Origin of the sequence: Corynebacterium sp. Z-1 (assembly GCF_031844665.1) — a bacterium.
In the GTDB taxonomy this organism is placed as follows: Bacteria; Actinomycetota; Actinomycetes; order Mycobacteriales; family Mycobacteriaceae; genus Corynebacterium; species Corynebacterium sanguinis.
Genome location: NZ_CP134621.1, coordinates 337,949 through 353,557, shown reverse-complemented (window position 1 = coordinate 353,557; position 15,609 = coordinate 337,949). Strand labels below are relative to the sequence as shown.

Here is a 15,609-nt window from a genome sequence, read left to right as displayed (position 1 = left end):
ACTAGCTCGCACCATGCCCTAGGATCAGGGTATGACGAGCAAGATCCTCCTGTACTACAAGTTCCAGCCCATCGCGGATCCGGACGCTGTCCGGCTCTGGCAGCGGGACCTGTGCGAGGGGCTGGGCCTTCACGGCCGCATCGTCGTGTCCAAGGACGGAATCAATGGCACGGTGGGCGGCCCTATTGGCGCGTGTAAAACCTACGCCAGGAAGACCAAGGAGTACTTCCGCGGCATTGAGTTCAAGTGGTCGGAGGGCGGCAAGGACGACTTCCCCAAGCTCAGCGTCAAGGCGCGCGAGGAGATCGTCTCCTTCGGTGTCCCCGGGGAGTTGAAAGTGGACGAGCACGGGGTCGTCGGCGGAGGCTCCCACCTCTCGCCTGAGCAGGTCAACGAGCTCGTGGCCAACAGGGGCGACGAGGTTGTCTTCTTCGACGGGCGTAACGCGCGCGAGGCGGAGATCGGCAGGTTTAAAAACGCGGTCGTGCCGGATGTCGAGACAACCCACGACTTCATCAGCGAGCTGGAATCCGGGAAGTACGACTGGATGAAGGACAAGCCCGTGGTGTCATACTGCACAGGCGGCATCCGCTGCGAGGTCCTCTCCAGTCTGATGATCAACCGGGGGTTTACGGAGGTCTACCAGATCGACGGCGGCATCGTGCGCTACGGCGAGAAGTACGGCAATTCAGGCCTGTGGGAAGGCTCCCTCTACGTCTTTGACAAGCGCATGCACACCGAGTTCGGCGCCCCAGGCGACCCGGCCTACGTGCAGCTGGGTCACTGCGTGCATTGCGCGGCTGCGACAAACCAGTTCTACAACTGTGCCGCTGAGCCGGACTGCCGCAGCCAGTACTTAAGCTGCGAGAACTGCCGCGCCGAGAATCCCTACTGCGCGGACTGCGCCGCGGCGCGAAGCGGTGTCGCCTAGACGGAATCGAGCGCGATGATGCCGACGGTCACCGTCAGCCACCACATGGTGAAGGGAACAATCGGCAGCCAAAACACGCCCATCCACGGCACCCAGCGCTCGTAGCGGTTGAGCTTGCGCACCATGATCACCGCGCACCCGAGCAGCCCCACGATGGGGACAATGGAGGAGCCCAGCGCCCACCACGTGCGCCAACTTTGTGTGCACAGCCACGTTGCCTGCCCGGCGTCGCAAAGCGGGCCGCCTTGCAGGCGCGAGATCAGCGCCAACACGAAAGCGACGGCGAAGGTCGCAATCACGACCCCCGCGGCGTAAAAAATCGCCTGGCGTGTCGACGCCCTGTTGCGCTCCTTCACCGCGACCGGGTCAGGCCCCGCCGCGAGCTCGTCGAACGAGCGTGGCTCGGGCCGCACGCGGTTGTAGCGATCAGTGGGGGAAGAGGGGAAATTCTCCGGGTGCTCCACGTAGTCCTCGTCCTTCATGGGTACGACCTTACGCAGTCGACGGCGGAAAAATAAGGGAGGGGGCGGGGCAGTGCCGCAGAAACTCCGACGTGGGGCCGGAGAAGAAGACGCGTTTGAACTGGCTTTGGCGCCGGAAAGCGAAGCAGGCCAGGTCGCCCTTCTTCCACTTCACGGAGTGCATCGCGCGCTTCCACCCATGGTCGACGGCGACGTCGACTTCGACCACGGTCGCCCCCGGCGCCTGCGACGCTGCCTCGAAGACGGTGTCGCGGGCCACATCGAGGTGCCCGAGGGCGGCTTCATACCACTCGGCGAAGTCGCTCGGGGTGTTGATGTTGGCGTCGAAATCCGCGCCCGAGAGGTTGTCAGGCGACATGGCGAGCAACCGGATGGGCACCCCGAGGCGCGCCGCGATCCGCGCCGCCTGATGCAGGCCAGCGGGGTAGTCGAAGCCGTCGTAGCCGAGGTAGACGTACGTGATGCGGGTGATGCCCTTTTTGGACAGCTTCGGGTGGCGCGGGGCCACGACCAGAGGCAGGGAGTTGGCGTCGAGAAGCGAATCGGCGACTGTGGAGACGAGGAAGGTGCCCTTCGGCCTTGCCGAGCGCGAGCCGAGCACGACGACATCGGCGCCAAAGTCGCGCGCGACCTCGATCAGCGAGGAGCTATCGCTTGACGACGCCGCCATGCGCGCCGGCTCATCCGCCCACTGCTCCTTACCGAGTTGCGATTTCAGAGCCGAGCGGGCCCGGTTGGAGTATTCATCCGACTCGCGCTGCAGCCATTTGCGGAACTTCTTCCCGCTGGGCGGGCCGAGGGCCTTCCAGGTGGCCGGTGAGGGGGCGACGACCTGGACGGTGATGGGCACGGAGCGCCCGATCCAACAGGCGAGCTGAAGTGCCTCGGTGTCTTTGTCGCTCCACCCAGCGATGATACGCAGTGGACTGTCGGAGTCAACAGTCCACGAACCTTGCGGTGGATTGGGCGTCAGTGACATTGAGGTGACCTTGAGTTGAAGTAAAGGTGACCTTCATCATAGGTGGGGGTTAATCAGAACCCGAATTTGGCCCGTTAACGTAGTTCTCGGCCAGAATGTTGACAATGTCTGCGAGCTCGTCGAGCTTGCGCAGGTGTTCTTCCGGAAGGGAACTCAGCATCTCGCTGAGGTACTTGGTGCGCTCATCACCCACGCGGAGCAGCTCCGCCTCCCCCTCGGCGGTGAGCTCGACGCTCACGCCACGGCGGTCTGCCTCGTCGCGGTTGCGCCGGACGAGCCCGCGCTTCTCCAGCTGGTTCACGGTGTTCGAGGCAGTAGGCATGCGCACGCCCTCGGACTCGGCGAGACGGTTGATGCGGCTCGGCCCGTCCTCTTTGAGCCTGGTCATAATGGACAGCTGGGGCCCGGTGAGGTCGGACTGCTGTGAGTTGCGGAAGTACATGACGTACAAGCTCGTCATAGCGGGGCGGATTCGCTCGGCAATGTCGTACGCGTCCAGTGTGTTTTGGTCGTCGTTCTCCGCAGAGTCGTTTTGTGCCATACGTTCCTCAGTTTATGTAGGGGAAACCAATTATGTGGAGATCGTAACACTTCTCCCGCCGAGTACGATGAAAAGCGTGTTCGTCTATAGCCGAGAAGTATCTCACGAGTGGCGCCGGCGCACAATACTCAAAGATTATGCGGCAGGGCGTTTGACGCTTGAGGAGGTCTGTGACGCCGACTTTCTGCTGCGTGCCGCTGCCGAGCACCACGGTGTCGATGCCGCGCGTCCGTGCCCCATCTGCGCTAAAGATATGCGCGAAGTGAAATGGATTCACGGCGAAAACTTGGGTCGCAGGTCTGGGACCGCGCGCAGTTCGGAGGAGATCGATCGCATCGTCAGCGAGGTCGGCCCGGTGTCTGTCCACGTTGTGGAAGTGTGCCCGCACTGCCGCTGGAACCACCTGCTGAGGGAAGTCACAGCTTTCCCAGTAGTGTGATTTGGCGACAAAGCCAGTAATCTGTCCCCTAACAAATAAACGGTTCGAGGTAAGTTCCCCCATTCGTCTGCACCACGGGCGCATGAGGGAGGAAACGCGCAGGGAATTCACGTGTCAAAAATCGAAGATGGTGTGACCGGGGGAACTGGCAACGAGGGCGACGTCAAGGCCGGATCGAGCCGTCGAGTATCGCTCGATAGCATTAAGCGCTCCCGCACACAGCAGTGGCTCCTCGCAGCTCTTCTCTTTGTGCTGCTGCTCGCGGCGATTCCGGCCACCTGGTTCGCGTGGCAGTACGCGAAGGTCGACATCCCCCAGCCCGGGGAGATCGACACCGCCCAGATCTCGACGATCTACTTCTCCGACGGGGTTACCGAGCTTGCGCGCACGGTGCCCGCGGAAGGCAACCGCGTGCAGATCCCGCTGGAGGAAGTTCCCGAGCACGTGCAGAACGCCGTCCTCGCCGCCGAGGACCGTGACTTCTGGACCAACTCCGGCTTCTCGTTCACAGGCTTCGCCCGCGCCGCGATTGGCCAGCTCACCGGCAACTCGTCCGCTGGCGGCGGCTCCACCATTACCCAGCAGTACGTGAAAAACGCCCTAGTGGGCAACGAGCATTCCTACGAGCGCAAGGCCAAAGAACTTGTTTACTCCATCAAGATGACCAACCAGTGGGAGAAAGAGGACATCCTCGCCGCCTACCTGAATACGGTCTACTTCGGACGCAACGCCTACGGCATCGAGGCGGCTGCGCACGCCTTCTTTGACAAGCCGGCGAGCGAGCTCACCGTCGAAGAGGCGGGTGTTCTCGCCGCATCCATTCAGCTTCCGAGCCAACTCGACCCCTGGAACAACCCCGAGGGTGCCGAGTCCCGCTGGAACTACGTGATGGACGGCATGGTCGAGATGGGGGAGATGATGCCCCAGGAGCGCGCCACCTTGGAGTACCCTCGGACCCGCGATCCCGCGACCTACTCTGCTTACACCGAGGCCACCGGCGCGAACGGCCTGATCAAGAACCAGGTGATGGAAGAGCTGAAAGAGATCGGCATCACCGAAGACGATGTGACCAACCGAGGCCTGCAGATCACCACCACGATTGACGCCGCGATCCAGGCCCAGGCAGAACAGGTCTCCCGCGACCGGCTTGCCAGCTTGCAGGACGACGCCCGCGCGGCCCTAGTCTCGATCGAACCGGCTACCGGTGCGGTGCGTGCTTACTACGGCGGCGACGACCCCAGCGGTTGGGACTACGCCAACGCCGGGTTGCAGACCGGTTCGACGTTTAAGATCTTCGCGCTCGCCGCGGCGTTGCAGCAGGGCATCCCGCTGACGGCCACCTTCGATTCCTCGCCGGTGACCCTGCCGGGCAACAACGTTGTTACCAACTGGCACGGCGGCGGCGGGGGAATCATCTCCATGACTGAGGCGACTCGGACCTCATCCAATACCGCCTACCTGCGCATCCAAGACGAGCTGGACAACACCACCCAGGACACCGCCGATATGGCCCACGCGCTCGGTGTCGCTCGTTCCATCCCGGGTATTCCGGTGACGCTGCGCGAGAACGGCGGCCAGCCGTACGAGGGCATCGTGCTGGGCCAGTACCAGTCGCGCGTGCTCGACATGGCGACGGCGATGGCGACGCTGGCGAACCGCGGTTCGCACCACCCGACCTACTTTGTCGAGCGCGTCGTGGACGCGCAGGGCGACGTGCTGTTTGAGATGGACAACAGCTATGTGGAGCGTGGCGTGGCGCAGCAGGTGGCGGACAACGTCAACGAGGCGCTGCAGACCGTCGTGGGTTACTCAAACGCCACCCTGGCTGGCGGCCGTCCGGCCGCTGCGAAGACCGGCACCGCCCAGCTGGGTGACACCGGCAACAACAAGGACGCCTGGATGGTTGGCGCGACCCCGCAGCTGGCGACCGCAGTCTGGGTCGGTACCGCCGACAACACCTCGGCGATCTTCAACGAGTGGGGCGGCAACATGTACGGCTCCAACACTCCAGCAAAGATCTGGAAAGACGTCATGGATTCCGCGCTGCAAAACCGTGAGGTTGTCGACTTCCCCGAAGCCACGCCGGTGTACTGGGGCATTAACCCGTACAGCGGCGGCGTGGGCCTAGGTGGCTCCCGCTGGTCGGGTGGTAGTTCCAGCGGCTATGGCTCTGGTTACGGCACTGGCGGGGGAGCGGTCCAGCGGGCCCCTGCACCCGCGCCCGCCCCCGCCCCAGCACCGGCGCCCGAGCCGGCTCCCGCACCCGCACCCGCGCCGGCGCCGTTGCCGCCGCCGCCCGCCCTACCGGAACCGGTCCAGGACTTCCTCAACGACGTCCTGGGGTAGCGCCGCACCGTGGGATACCAGACACAAACCACAACCCGTACGCCCTCTCGGGGTCGCTGGCCCTTGCCTGATGGCCGCGTCCAACCTGGGCGCAGTGAACCCCTCGCCCACGGTTGGGTGGGGTTTCTCGGCGGGCCGATGGGTGCTCACACGCCGCTCGGCCGGGCGCAGTTTTGGTCGCCGCTGCGCGCTATCGTGGCCGTCGCCTGGGTCTTTCTCGGGTTCGCCGCGCTGGCGAAGGCAAACTGCGCCTGGGGTCGACCGGGCGAGTCAGGGGGGCTCGAGCTCAACTGGAGTGGAAACCGCCAGTACACCTCGTTTTGTTACAACGACATCGTCCCCTTGTACGCTGGGCGCGGCCTCGATCAACCCGGGTTTGTTTACGACTTTTCCTGGACCGAGGGCGACTTAACGCGCTACATGGAGTACCCCGTGCTCGCCGGTATTTTCCAAAACATCATGGGGTTTATCGCGCGCACCACCTACTTCATTGCCCAGCGCGTTTTGCCCGAGGCTGGCTGGTACTTCTACCTCACGGCGCTGGTCTTGGCGGTGATCTGGGTGATCACGGCCCGCATCGTCGCGGAGCTCGCCGGCAACCGAGTGTGGGACACCCTGCTCGTCGCCGCCTCCCCGCTGGTGATTATGCACGCGTTCACCAACTGGGACATCCCGTCGATCTTCTTCCTCGTCGCGGCGCTGCTCGCCGCCCGCAATAAGAGGTTCTGGCTGGCCGGGGCGCTCATCGGGTTCGGCACCGCGTTTAAGCTGTGGCCCCTGTTCGTCCTTGGCGCCTACTTGGTCCTCGCAATACGTAAGCGGCAGTGGGTGCCGTTGGCGAAGATGATCACCGCGGCGGTTGTGAGCTGGGTCGTGGTGAACCTGCCCGTGTACCTGCGCAACCCCGACGCGTGGGGCGAGTTCCAGCGCCTCAACACCGAGCGCTCCTGGGAATGGACCACCATCTACGCCGTCGCCTCGCGGGCGTTCGGCTGGTCTGGGTTCGATTCGGGCGACGGCACTCCCACCATCCTCAACACCGTGACGCTGGTGCTTTTTATCTCCGGGTGCGTCGCCACCGCAGTGATCGGGCTGCTCGCCCCGCGTGATCCCCGGGTGGCGCAGATCCTGTTTCTCACCGTCGCGTTCTTCCTGCTGTTCAACAAGGTGTGGAGCCCGCAGTACTCGCTGTGGCTGGTCGTGCCGGCGGTGCTTGCTCTGCCGCACTGGCGGTTGCTGGCGACGTGGATGACGGTGGACATGTTGGTCTGGCCGATCCTCATGTGGCACATGCTCGGCACCGATAACAAGGGCCTGCCTGGGGAGTTCCTCAACATCGTCGTCCTCGCCCGAGACGGACTGATCATCGCGATGATGGTGCTTGTCGTGATGCAGATGCTGGGCCGGCGCCGCGACAAGGTCCTCGAGGCGCACAACGGGCACGACCCGCTCTTGACGACGCCAGAGCAGTGGGACCGTGAGAAGGTGGCATCGTGACCACACCAACTGTTCTCGGCATCGCGTCCATCGTGATCGGATTCGCCCTGATCGCAGCCGCGTTTCTGGCGGTAGTAAAGGGCCGTCGCACCGGGCTCGCGGTGGGCCTGGGCATCGCCGCTTTCGTCTTCGTCACGGTTATTCCGGTGATCCTCGCGGTGTTCGTCGCCGCCCCCAATCCCGGTATTTACTAGAGTTTATACATAAGGTGGGTTGATGAACGTGCCCCCGAGAGAAAGAGGACACCAATGAAACGCACTTTCACAGCAGCACTTGCCACCGTCGCCTCCGCTGCGCTCGTCGCGTGCGGCACGCCCGCTGAGGACTCCACGGTCACCGTGACCGCCACCCCGGAGCAGAACACCGAGGTCGTCTCCTCCCCGGCGCCCGCCACCCCGGCCGGCGCGGACAGCAACCAGGCTGCCGAGCAGCGCGCCGCGCAGCTTCCCGCGAGCGTTTCCGGTTACACGGACGAGGCTCGCCAGGAGCTTGCCGACGAAGGCGTGACCGAAGCCGAGGTTGACCGCGTCCTGCAGGCCGCGAACAACAACGAGGCTGGCGTCGAGGTCGACTACGACGACGGCTACTACGAGATCGAGTTCCAGGGCATCGAGATCTATATCCTGCCCGATGGAACGGTGACCAACGTCGACCGTTAGGGCGTCGTTACGCATTTTGCCCCTCCACCTGCGTGTTGTAGGCTGGGGGGGTTGCTTGACGCAACGACCCTCCTGCCATCGCTAATCGGCGATGGCCGAAACCATAAACAGACCATAGGAGGTGATGAGGTCCGTGCGTCACTACGAAGTAATGATTATCCTCGATCCGCAGCAGGATGAACGCACCGTTGCCCCGTCCCTGGATAAGTTCCTGGAGATCGTCCGCAAGGACAACGGCACGGTTGAAAGAGTTGATGTGTGGGGTAAGCGCCGTCTTGCCTACCCGATCAACAAGAAGGAAGAGGGCGTCTACGCCGTCGTTGACCTCGACTGCTCTGCCGAGACAGTTGCAGAGCTCGACCGCGTTCTGAACCTCAACGAAGGTGTCATGCGCACGAAGGTTCTGCGCACCGACAAGTAAGAGCGGATAGGCTCGTTACCCAAACAGTCACTTCTTCGAAAGGCTCAAGAACATGGCGCAGGGAGACACCCCCATCACCGTTGTCGGCAACCTTGTTGCCGACCCGGAACTACGCTTCACCCCCAGCGGTGCCGCAGTGGCAAACTTCCGCATCGCGTCCACCCCGCGCACGTACAACCGTGACACAAACCAGTGGGAGGACGGCGAGGCGCTGTTCTTGACCTGCAACGTCTGGCGTCAAGCAGCCGAAAACGTCGCCGAGTCCCTGACCAAGGGCATGCGCGTGATTGTCAACGGCCGCCTGAAGCAGCGTTCCTACCAGACCCGCGAGGGCGAAAACCGTACCGTTTTCGAGGTCGAAGTCGACGAGGTCGGCCCCTCCCTGAAGTACGCGACAGCTAGCGTCAACCGGACACCGCGTGAGGGCGGCTCCGGCGGATACGGCGGCGGCAACCAGGGCGGCGGCAACCAAGGAGGCTTCGGCGGTGGAAACCAAGGCGGTTTCTCCGGCGGGAACTCCCAGCAGGGCCAGGCCAACAGGGGCGGCAACCAGCCGCCGCAGAATGATCCGTGGAACTCCGCGCCGCCGGCAGGTGGCTTCGGTGGGATGGACGACGAGCCCCCGTTCTAAACGCTTGAACCCCGTTTACACACATCCCCATTTTCAACTTTAGGAAGGTTAGGATTCATGAAACTGATCCTCACCGCTGCCGTTGACAAGCTTGGCGAGCCCGGCGATATCGTCGAGGTCAAGGGCGGCTACGGACGCAACTTCCTGCTTCCGCGCGGATTGGCTATCCCCGCCACCCGCGGCGCAGAGAAGCAGATCGAAGACATCAAGCGCGCACAGGCTGCCCGCCAGGTGCGCGACCTGGACCACGCGAAGGAGCTGCGCGACACCCTCGACCAGCTCACCGGCGTGCAGGTCAAGGTTCGTACCTCCGAGGCCGGCAAGCTGTTCGGTTCCGTGCAGCCCGCCGACATCGCCGACGCAGTTAAGGCTGCCGGCGGCCCGGACCTGGACAAGCGCCGCATCGAGGTGCCGAAGGGTCTTGTGACCAAGACCGGTGGCTACCAGGTCAAGGTCAAGCTCCACGATGACGTGGAGGGCAAGGTGAACTTCGAGGTCGTCAGCGCCTAGCACGCAGCTTGACGACGACCGCCCAACCAGCGGTCCAACGACAACAGCATTTTAAGCGCGGGTCCCACTTGTGAGGAGTGGGGCCCGCGCTTTTTTGCTTTACGACGCCGCCGTGACGTCAATCATGAACTGGGCCACACCGACCGGGTCCGCCAGCCAATCTCGCATGGCGCGCAGCGCGTCGGTGCGTTCGAGCTCGGCGCCGTCGACAAGCTCGTCGTGCTTGATCTCGATCAGGTGCGCGCCCGGGATGGCCAGCAGGATGGGCGAGTGGGTGACCACGATGATCTGCGCACCCTGCTCAGCCAGGGCGTGCAGGTAAGACAGCAGCGCGAGCTGACGCACGGCGGACAGGCCCGCCTCGGGCTCGTCGAGCAAGTACACCCCGTCGGGGATGAAGGCTTGGACCATCTCCAGGATGGATTCACCGTGCGACATGTGGTGCAGGTTTTTCACTCCCGGGCCGTCGCTGCCGAGCCTGGTTGCCTGGGCAAAGTGCATGTCCCCGCGCAGGAAGTAGCCCTGCTTGGGCCTCGTCGAGCATTCGACGCGCACCGCGTGAAAGAGCACGTCGCGCTCGCCGGGCAGCCCGTCGCCGTAGGCGCCGCCGGTTACGTCGAAGCCGTATCCGCGCGCAATGGCGTTGAGCAGCGTGGACTTGCCCACGCCGTTGTCGCCGGTGATCACCGTGATGGGGTGCGATAGCTCGAGGCGCCCACGCTCGCGCAGGTGCCGGACGGCGGCGGCGTCGAAGAGCCAGGGTGGCGCTATGGGGTCGGCGCGCATGCACAGCGCCCGAATGAAGGGGCCGTCGCTCATGGCTGCACCATGAACTTCGCTGTGCCGACGGGGTCGGCGATGAATTCCTCCCACGCGCGCACGGCCTCGGTTTCGTCGAAAACGGCGGAGGTGATGCCCCCGGGGCCGACTTCGCGCAGGCTCGCGCCGGGAATGCCGAGCAGCACAGGCGAGTGGGTCGACATGAGGATCTGCGCGCCCGACGCTGCGAGGTGGTACACCATGCCGAGCAGCTCGAGCTGGGCGAACACGGACAACCCGTCCTCGGGCTCGTCGAGGATGAGCAGGGATTCCGGGCCGAAGCGGTTGCGGAAGATCTCCATCAGCCCCTGCCCGTGGCTGAGCCGGGTGATTTTAGAAAGCGGGTCGCCAGCAAGCGATGCGTGATATTCCGCAAGCTGCGCGTAGGTCTCACCGCGCAGGAAGTAGACGTCCTTGGGGTTTCGTGACCGGGTGATCACCAGGTGCTCCCAGAGGGAGGAGACGGAGTTCGACACGCTGGAAAACCGCGCGTTGCGCGACCCGCCCTCCGGGTTGGCCCCCACCGCTGCCGCGATTGCCTCGATGAGGGTGGATTTCCCAGCGCCGTTCTCACCGGTGATGATGGTGATGGGGGTGGTCAGCTGCAAGGGGGCGTCGATAAGCGAGCGCACCACATCGAGCGAGGACAGGTAGCCGCCGGGCTCGCCGGCGATGCGTACCTTGTCCACAAACATGGGGCCCATTGTAGGGCGCGTGGCTTACTCGGCGTGCGGGACGATCACGGCGCGGCCGGAGATCTCGCCGTCCACCAGCGCCTGGTAGGCCTCGAGCGCTTTATCCAGCGGGTAGGTGGTCACCTGCGGCTCGATCTGGCCCGCCTTGTACATATCCACGACTTCGTGGAGCTCCTCGACGGTGCCCCAGTAGGTGTTCACCAGCTCCGCCTCGTACGGCGTGCTCAGAAACGCCCACTCGTAGGGCGATTGGTTGCCGATGCCGACGATGGTGACGCGTCCCTGGCGCGCCACCGAGCGCATCGCCGTGGTCACGGTCGCGCCGATGCCGACGAAGTCGAACGCGGCGTTGACGCCATTGCCGCCCGTGATCTCACGGATCCGCTCGACCTGGCCCTCGCCACCAGCAACGGGGATGGCGCCGCGCTTCTCAGCCTGTGCCATCGCGTCTTCCTTCATATCGGTGGCGATGATGGTGGCGCCGGTGAGTGCCTTAAGGATCTGCACGCCGATCAACCCCAGGCCGCCGAGGCCGATGACGAGCGCGTACTTTCCACCGCCGTTGAGGTGCGGCAAGGCGAGCTTGATGGCGTGGTAGGGCGTCAGCGCAGCGTCGGCAAGCGGCGCGGCGTTAATCGGGTCGGCGTCGCCGAGCGGCACGAGGTTGCGCGCCGGGACGACGACGTACTCGGCCATGCCGCCGTCGCGCCCGAGGCCGATTCCGGCGTAGTCCATTTCGGCCGCGTTCTCGCAGTAGGTGTCCTGGCCGCGGGTGCAGGCGCGGCAGATGCCGCAGCCAACGGGGCCGTAGACGAGGTAGGCGGCGCCGAGCTCGATGCCGGCAACGCCCTCGCCGAGCTCCTCGGCCCAGCCGGTGTTCTCGTGCCCAAGGGTGAATTCCGGGTCCATCTGCGGGTTAAGGCCCTCGTCGAACTCGTTGAAGATGGCCACGTCGGAGTGACAGGCTCCTGCGCCGGCGACCTTCAATAGGACCTCTCCGGGGCCCGGGGTGGGCTTGTCTACGTCTTTAAATTCGGGGAAGGTGTGGTACCCGATGTGGCGGACGGCTTTCATGTCTGGCTCCTGTCTGTGTTTGTGGACAAAATCTTTTGCCCACTTGCCAGGCTACCGAAAAACCGCAGGTGAAAGCGGTTGTTCTCAATGGCTGCCCCAGCCCGAAAACCTGTGGATAAGCGCCCATCGCGCACTCGCTTCAGGGCAGTTAGCTGCTTTTCAACGCTCTGTCAAACCAGCAGGTGGACGGGGTTATCCACTATTACCGCACTCCCGTAGCACGGTGAATATAAAACGTTTAACGTGCGCGTTTGGGAAGAAACCGCAGGATAGGCTGCGGTCTATCCACACGTTGTCCACAGGTGTTGTGCCTAGGTGTGGATCCCGACCCGTCCGACGGGTAGTTTGTGCACAGACCCTGTGGATAACTAAATGTCTGGGCCCGAACGCGGTCAGGGGCGTCGGAGGCGGCCTGTAAGATCAGGGCCGGTTCAACCAAACGGTAGGGAAGGTGCGCGATGGCAGCAGGTGACGGGGCCGCGAGCTTCGACGATGATTACGTGGTTCCCCCAGAGCCCGAAGACGATGCCGCGGATTCTTCCCGCAGCGGGTCAAGCCGTTACCGCGGCGGGTCGAACTTCAACCGCTCGCGCGATGACCTGCGCGAGTACCGTCAGCCGCCGCACGATGAGCGCGCCGAGCGCGGCGTGATCGGCGCGATGCTGCTCAGCCCCGACACCATCATCGAAGTCTCCAACGAGCTGCGGGCCGAGGACTTCTACTTCCCCTCCCACCAGCTGATTTTCAGCGCAATCCTGCAGCTCTTCTCAGGCGGCGCCAACGTCGACGTCCTCATTGTCGCGGGGCAGCTCGACAGGCTCAACCAGCTCGAGCGCGTCGGCGGCGCACCCTACCTGCACACCTTGATCTCCGAGGTGCCCACGGCGGCGAACGCCCGCTACTATGCCGAAATTGTCGCCGAGAAGTCGCTGCTGCGGCAGCTGGTCAACGCTGGTACGAACGTCGTCCAGCTCGGCTACGAGGGCGAGGAGGGCATGGAGGTCGAAGCCCTCGTCGACCGCGCCCAGCAGGAGATCTTCAACGTGTCCCGCAAGGAAGCCTCCGCGGACTATCGCGTGCTCTCCGACCTGCTGAAGCCGACGATCGACGAGCTGACCTCGATCGCCAGCGGGGGCGGGCTGGAGCTGGGCGTGCCCACCGGCTTCATCGACCTCGACGAGCTGACCAACGGCTTGCACGGAGGGCAGATGGTGATCGTCGCCGCGCGCCCCGGCGTGGGTAAGTCAACCCTGGCGCTGGACTTCATGCGTTCCTGCTCGATCAACCAGGGCAAGACGTCCGTGATCTTCTCTCTGGAGATGAGCGCCTCCGAGATCATCATGCGCATGCTGTCCGCGGAGACCGAAATCCCGCTGGCCGCCATGCGTTCCGGGCGGATGGAGGAAGCCCACTGGGAGAAGCTGACCACCCGGCTTTCCGAGATCCAGGATGCCCCGCTGTTTATCGACGACTCCCCGAACCTGACGATGATGGAGATCCGCACCAAAGCCCGCAAGTTGAAACAGCAGCACGGCCTTGACCTCGTCGTGCTGGACTACCTGCAGCTGATGAGCTCCGGGCGCAAGGTGGAGTCGCGCCAGCAGGAGGTTTCAGAGTTCTCCCGACAGCTCAAGCTGCTAGCAAAAGAACTTGAGGTCCCCGTGATCGCGATCTCGCAGCTCAACCGCGGCCCGGAGGCGCGCACGGATAAGCGCCCCCAGCTCGCGGACCTGCGCGAATCTGGCTCGCTCGAGCAGGACGCGGACATGGTGTTCCTGCTCTACCGGCCCGACTCGCAATCGCCTGACGACGAGCGCCAGGGCGAAGCCGACATCATCGTGGCCAAGCACCGCGGCGGGCCGATTGCCACGATCACGGTGGCGCACCAGCTCCACTACTCCAGGTTCGTCAACATGGCCTCGGGCGTGGTGGGGTCATCGGGCTACTAAGCAAAGGCTAACCTGCGGTGACAGGGGCGGGGAACTGGATTATTCTCGGAGTCCTACAAGTGTTCTACAAGAAGAACTCACGCGAAGGAGAAAGCAATGACTGTGCGCCGCATCAACGCCTCCGAACCGTGCGCGCGCACGGTCGCTAGCCTCGACGACGCCATCACGGTGGCCGACACCGGCAACTCCACGGTGCTCTACAACTTGCCCCGTGACATCGACGCGCTCGATGAGGCCGTGCCGAGCCGCCGTGGCCTGGGCAAGCGTCTCAAGGGCCTGTTCAGCTAGTTCAACGCTCGGCCGCGCTGCTCCGGCAGCGTAAAAGCCGCGACGCACGCGATCGCAAACGCCGCCGCGAACACGCTGAACACCGCGATCGGCCCGCGGAAATCTAAAAGCAGCGGAACGATCAGGGGGGCAATGATCGAACCGATGCGCCCGAAGGCGGCTCCTGCGCCGGTGCCCGTGGCGCGTACCGCCGTGGGGTAGAGCTCCGGGCCGATGGCGTAGAGCGCGCCCCAAGCGCCGAGGTTGAAGAACGATAGCATGCAGCCGGCGGCGATGATCTGCCACTCGGCTGATGCGAGCCCGTAGAGCACCGCCGAGACCGCCGAGCCTGCAAGGAACCCTGCCAGCGTTTTGCGTCGTCCCCACACTTCGATCAGCCAGGCAGCGGCAGCGTAGCCGGGTAGCTGGGCGATGGTGATGATCAGCGTGAAGGTGAAGGATTTCACTAGGGTGAAGCCCTGCGCTACCAGGAGCGAGGGGATCCAGATGAACGCGCCGTAGTAGGCGAGCGAGACGCAGAACCAGACGATCCAGAACGACAGGGTGCGCCCGCGCAGCGTCGGGCCCCAGATCCCACCGTGCACCGTCTCCGGGGCGGTGGCGGGCGCGGTGTCGTAGTGTTCGGGCGTGGTCTGCGCTTCAAAAGACTGAACGGTAGCTTCCGCCTCGTCGTGGCGACCGCGCGACTCGAGGAACCGGACGGACTCTGGCAGGCCCAGGCGCACGACGATGGCGTAGACCGCGGGGACCGCGCCCAAGGCGAGGCCCCAGCGCCAGCCGTCTTCCCCGCGGGCGACGACGAAGGTGCCGATGATCGCTGCGGCGATCCAGCCCACGGCCCAGAAGGCCTCGAGCAACACCACCATGCGTCCGCGCACGCGCCGCGGTGAGAACTCGCTGACCAGCGTCGAGGCCACGGGCAGTTCCCCGCCGAGGCCCAGCCCGACAACGAAGCGCAACACCATAAGCACGCCCACCGATGTGGCGAGGGCGGACGCACCCGTAGCGATGCCGTAGATGAGCAGGGTTGCGGCGAAAACTTGGCGACGCCCAAACTTGTCAGCGAGCAGGCCCCCGAGGGTGGCACCGATGGCCATCCCGATGAAGCCGATGGACGCGATCCACGACGTCGTGGTCCTGTCTAGGTCCCAGTGCACGGCAAGTGCTGCGATGATGAAGGAAACTAACCCGATGTCCATCGCGTCGAGCGCCCAGCCGATGCCGGACCCGAACAGCAGGCGTCGGTGCTTTGGCGTGACGGGCAGGCGGTCGAGCCGCTCAGCGCGCGTCACGTCGGCCGGGGTAACGTGGTCTGGGGTCGTTGAACTCACAGACGGTCATGCTACAC

Annotated in this window: 18 protein-coding genes; 11 read left to right on the top strand and 7 right to left on the bottom strand. The window is 64.3% G+C overall.

Annotation, left to right across the window (positions count from 1 at the left end; genetic code table 11):
• Nucleotides 1–31: 31 nt before the first annotated feature.
• Entirely contained in the window at nucleotides 32–931 is a 900-nt protein-coding gene (locus tag RIU96_RS01685; RefSeq protein ID WP_136649672.1) for an oxygen-dependent tRNA uridine(34) hydroxylase TrhO, read from the top strand.
• On the opposite strand, the gene RIU96_RS01680 is transcribed toward RIU96_RS01685, so the two are convergent.
• From RIU96_RS01680 to RIU96_RS01670, 3 genes are read right to left on the bottom strand one after another with little or no spacing between them, the layout of a single operon-like run.
• A complete protein-coding gene (locus tag RIU96_RS01680) occupies nucleotides 928–1,413 on the bottom strand; it encodes a hypothetical protein (RefSeq protein WP_144823355.1) in 486 nt (161 codons plus the stop codon). The genes RIU96_RS01685 and RIU96_RS01680 overlap by 4 nt on opposite strands.
• A 10-nt stretch (nucleotides 1,414–1,423) precedes the next feature.
• A complete protein-coding gene (locus tag RIU96_RS01675) occupies nucleotides 1,424–2,392 on the bottom strand; it encodes a universal stress protein (RefSeq protein ID WP_136649670.1) in 969 nt (322 codons plus the stop codon).
• A 49-nt stretch (nucleotides 2,393–2,441) separates the two neighbouring features.
• Nucleotides 2,442–2,933, bottom strand: a complete 492-nt coding sequence (locus RIU96_RS01670) for a MarR family winged helix-turn-helix transcriptional regulator (protein WP_136649669.1) — start codon at nucleotides 2,931–2,933, stop codon at nucleotides 2,442–2,444.
• A gap of 67 nt (nucleotides 2,934–3,000) precedes the next feature.
• Here RIU96_RS01670 and RIU96_RS01665 point away from each other — a divergent pair, with 67 nt between their 5' ends.
• From RIU96_RS01665 to rplI, 8 genes are all read left to right on the top strand, one after another.
• Entirely contained in the window at nucleotides 3,001–3,372 is a 372-nt protein-coding gene (locus RIU96_RS01665; RefSeq protein ID WP_136649668.1) for a DUF5318 family protein, read from the top strand.
• Nucleotides 3,373–3,483: 111 nt separating this feature from the next.
• Nucleotides 3,484–5,718: a transglycosylase domain-containing protein gene (locus tag RIU96_RS01660; protein WP_144317685.1), complete on the top strand. Its 2,235-nt coding sequence runs from the start codon at nucleotides 3,484–3,486 to the stop codon at nucleotides 5,716–5,718.
• Nucleotides 5,719–5,856: 138 nt separating this feature from the next.
• Nucleotides 5,857–7,215: a glycosyltransferase family 87 protein gene (locus RIU96_RS01655; protein WP_258562549.1), complete on the top strand. Its 1,359-nt coding sequence runs from the start codon at nucleotides 5,857–5,859 to the stop codon at nucleotides 7,213–7,215.
• Complete coding sequence (locus RIU96_RS01650) at nucleotides 7,212–7,409, top strand: hypothetical protein (RefSeq protein WP_136649665.1); 198 nt, start codon at nucleotides 7,212–7,214, stop codon at nucleotides 7,407–7,409. The genes RIU96_RS01655 and RIU96_RS01650 overlap by 4 nt, the downstream gene beginning before the upstream one ends.
• A 54-nt stretch (nucleotides 7,410–7,463) precedes the next feature.
• Nucleotides 7,464–7,874, top strand: a complete 411-nt coding sequence (locus tag RIU96_RS01645; RefSeq protein ID WP_259898262.1) for a hypothetical protein — start codon at nucleotides 7,464–7,466, stop codon at nucleotides 7,872–7,874.
• Nucleotides 7,875–8,007: 133 nt separating this feature from the next.
• Nucleotides 8,008–8,295: a 30S ribosomal protein S6 gene (gene rpsF / locus RIU96_RS01640; protein ID WP_186309930.1), complete on the top strand. Its 288-nt coding sequence runs from the start codon at nucleotides 8,008–8,010 to the stop codon at nucleotides 8,293–8,295.
• Nucleotides 8,296–8,347: 52 nt separating this feature from the next.
• Complete coding sequence (locus RIU96_RS01635; protein WP_311205064.1) at nucleotides 8,348–8,926, top strand: single-stranded DNA-binding protein; 579 nt, start codon at nucleotides 8,348–8,350, stop codon at nucleotides 8,924–8,926.
• 57 nt (nucleotides 8,927–8,983) lie between these two features.
• Nucleotides 8,984–9,436 carry a 50S ribosomal protein L9 gene (gene rplI, locus RIU96_RS01630; RefSeq protein WP_136649661.1) on the top strand — a complete coding sequence of 151 codons (453 nt, stop codon included), beginning with the start codon at nucleotides 8,984–8,986 and terminating at the stop codon, nucleotides 9,434–9,436.
• 99 nt (nucleotides 9,437–9,535) lie between these two features.
• Here the strand turns inward: rplI and RIU96_RS01625 are convergent, their stop codons facing one another.
• From RIU96_RS01625 to RIU96_RS01615, 3 genes are read right to left on the bottom strand one after another with little or no spacing between them, the layout of a single operon-like run.
• Nucleotides 9,536–10,255, bottom strand: a complete 720-nt coding sequence (locus RIU96_RS01625; protein WP_136649660.1) for an AAA family ATPase — start codon at nucleotides 10,253–10,255, stop codon at nucleotides 9,536–9,538.
• On the bottom strand, nucleotides 10,252–10,950 hold the full coding sequence (locus RIU96_RS01620; protein WP_136649659.1) for an AAA family ATPase: 699 nt from the start codon (nucleotides 10,948–10,950) through the stop codon (nucleotides 10,252–10,254). Before RIU96_RS01620 ends, RIU96_RS01625 begins: the two co-directional genes overlap by 4 nt.
• Nucleotides 10,951–10,974: 24 nt before the next feature.
• Nucleotides 10,975–12,024 carry an NAD(P)-dependent alcohol dehydrogenase gene (locus RIU96_RS01615; RefSeq protein WP_136649658.1) on the bottom strand — a complete coding sequence of 350 codons (1,050 nt, stop codon included), beginning with the start codon at nucleotides 12,022–12,024 and terminating at the stop codon, nucleotides 10,975–10,977.
• Between the two features lie 458 nt (nucleotides 12,025–12,482).
• Between RIU96_RS01615 and dnaB the strand changes: the two genes are divergently transcribed.
• Nucleotides 12,483–13,973, top strand: a complete 1,491-nt coding sequence (gene dnaB, locus RIU96_RS01610) for a replicative DNA helicase (protein ID WP_311205063.1) — start codon at nucleotides 12,483–12,485, stop codon at nucleotides 13,971–13,973.
• A gap of 96 nt (nucleotides 13,974–14,069) precedes the next feature.
• Nucleotides 14,070–14,261, top strand: coding sequence for a hypothetical protein (locus RIU96_RS01605; RefSeq protein ID WP_136649656.1), 192 nt, complete (start codon nucleotides 14,070–14,072; stop codon nucleotides 14,259–14,261).
• Here the strand turns inward: RIU96_RS01605 and RIU96_RS01600 are convergent.
• Nucleotides 14,258–15,592, bottom strand: a complete 1,335-nt coding sequence (locus RIU96_RS01600) for an MFS transporter (protein ID WP_311205062.1) — start codon at nucleotides 15,590–15,592, stop codon at nucleotides 14,258–14,260. The two genes, RIU96_RS01605 and RIU96_RS01600, sit on opposite strands and share 4 nt — an antisense overlap.
• Nucleotides 15,593–15,609 lie beyond the last annotated feature (17 nt).

Coding starts and splice junctions, on each gene's coding strand:
- RIU96_RS01685 (WP_136649672.1), top strand. CDS start 32: ATGACGAGCAAGATCCTCCTGTACTACAAGTTCCAGCCCATCGCGGAT.
- RIU96_RS01680 (WP_144823355.1), bottom strand. CDS start 1,413: ATGAAGGACGAGGACTACGTGGAGCACCCGGAGAATTTCCCCTCTTCC.
- RIU96_RS01675 (WP_136649670.1), bottom strand. CDS start 2,392: ATGTCACTGACGCCCAATCCACCGCAAGGTTCGTGGACTGTTGACTCC.
- RIU96_RS01670 (WP_136649669.1), bottom strand. CDS start 2,933: ATGGCACAAAACGACTCTGCGGAGAACGACGACCAAAACACACTGGAC.
- RIU96_RS01665 (WP_136649668.1), top strand. CDS start 3,001: ATGAAAAGCGTGTTCGTCTATAGCCGAGAAGTATCTCACGAGTGGCGC.
- RIU96_RS01655 (WP_258562549.1), top strand. CDS start 5,857: ATGGGTGCTCACACGCCGCTCGGCCGGGCGCAGTTTTGGTCGCCGCTG.
- RIU96_RS01645 (WP_259898262.1), top strand. CDS start 7,464: ATGAAACGCACTTTCACAGCAGCACTTGCCACCGTCGCCTCCGCTGCG.
- RIU96_RS01635 (WP_311205064.1), top strand. CDS start 8,348: ATGGCGCAGGGAGACACCCCCATCACCGTTGTCGGCAACCTTGTTGCC.
- rplI (WP_136649661.1), top strand. CDS start 8,984: ATGAAACTGATCCTCACCGCTGCCGTTGACAAGCTTGGCGAGCCCGGC.
- RIU96_RS01625 (WP_136649660.1), bottom strand. CDS start 10,255: ATGAGCGACGGCCCCTTCATTCGGGCGCTGTGCATGCGCGCCGACCCC.
- RIU96_RS01620 (WP_136649659.1), bottom strand. CDS start 10,950: ATGTTTGTGGACAAGGTACGCATCGCCGGCGAGCCCGGCGGCTACCTG.
- RIU96_RS01615 (WP_136649658.1), bottom strand. CDS start 12,024: ATGAAAGCCGTCCGCCACATCGGGTACCACACCTTCCCCGAATTTAAA.
- dnaB (WP_311205063.1), top strand. CDS start 12,483: ATGGCAGCAGGTGACGGGGCCGCGAGCTTCGACGATGATTACGTGGTT.
- RIU96_RS01605 (WP_136649656.1), top strand. CDS start 14,070: ATGACTGTGCGCCGCATCAACGCCTCCGAACCGTGCGCGCGCACGGTC.